The 1,131-nt window shown below is 34.7% G+C and carries 1 protein-coding gene and 1 rRNA gene; both read left to right on the top strand.

Annotated features, from left to right (window positions below; genetic code table 11):
- Nucleotides 1-98, top strand: a 5S ribosomal RNA gene (rrf, locus tag ACFOU2_RS08895); the annotation flags it as partial.
- 132 nt (nt 99-230) lie between these two features.
- The gene (locus tag ACFOU2_RS08890; protein ID WP_377914303.1) at nt 231-1,082 is read left to right on the top strand and encodes a tyrosine-type recombinase/integrase; all 852 of its coding nucleotides are present in this window, start codon (nt 231-233) and stop codon (nt 1,080-1,082) included.
- The last annotated feature ends 49 nt before the right edge of the window (nt 1,083-1,131 follow it).

Genomic DNA, 1,131 nt, shown 5'->3' with positions numbered 1-1,131 from the left:
GAGGTCACACCCGTTCCCATGCCGAACACGGAAGTTAAGCTCTTCAGCGCCGATGGTAGTTGGGGGTCTCCCCCTGTGAGAGTAGGACGTCGCCAGGCAATTATGAAAAAAACAGTATGCCATCGAGTGGTATACTGTTTTTTTTTATATGTAATTTCGCGGAATTTGTTTTCTGCGAAGTAGGATGTTATAGTTTATATAACTCATCATGTTAAGTAGGGGGACTTAAATTGAAAAAAAGTAACCTAGAAGTCATTTCTCTGATTAATAAGTTTAGCCAATGGTTAATGGAACAGAACAAATCGGAAAACACAATCAAAACATATAGAACGGTTTTGACAAAGTTTCATGAATGGCTTCTAAGAGAAGGCGGAAATTTAGGTAAATTAACAAAAGATGATGTCCAGAATTACATGATTTATCTTGAATCTGAAAATAAAAGCCCATCAACCATTGAAAAGATTTTTGTAGCAATTAATGTTTTTGCACGCTTTTTAGAAAAACCGGAAATTGTTCAAAACATTCAACGTAAACAAAATCAAAAAAATAAACGAGTTGCACCAGAATCATTAGAAACAAGTGAACGTGAGCATCTTTTACATGAAGTAAAACAAGATGGGAACCTTCGTGATATTGCGATTGTATATACGCTATTACACACAGGGCTTCGTGTATCAGAGATTTGTGCTTTAAATCGATCCGATGTAGAAATCAATAAACATCATGGCTCATTAGTTGTACTTGACGGTAAAGGAAATAAAAAACGAGTGGTACCTCTTTCGAAAGAGGTAAGACACCATTTAAAAGAATACATCGATTCGTTAAATTCCACTCATGATGCTTTATTTGTTTCGAATTTCAACAGACGAATTTCTGCACGAACTATTCAATACATGTTAAAGAAATACAATGTAAATCCTCATAAACTCCGTCATACATTTTGTAAGGAACTAGTTCAGAAAGGTATTGATATTACAACAGTTGCTGAGTTGGCAGGTCATTCCGATGTAAATATAACAAAACGCTATTCGAAAGTTTCAGCGACTGATCTAGAAGATGCAATTGATCGTACGTTTGTTTAAATTTAAAAAAACCAGTGAAGAATAACTTCACTGGTTTTTTTTTTTTTTT

Origin of the sequence: Bacillus songklensis, from assembly GCF_042649685.1 — a bacterium.
GTDB classification, from domain to species: Bacteria; Bacillota; Bacilli; order Bacillales; family Bacillaceae_H; genus Bacillus_BA; species Bacillus_BA songklensis.
This window is presented reverse-complemented; position numbering and strand designations above follow the sequence as displayed.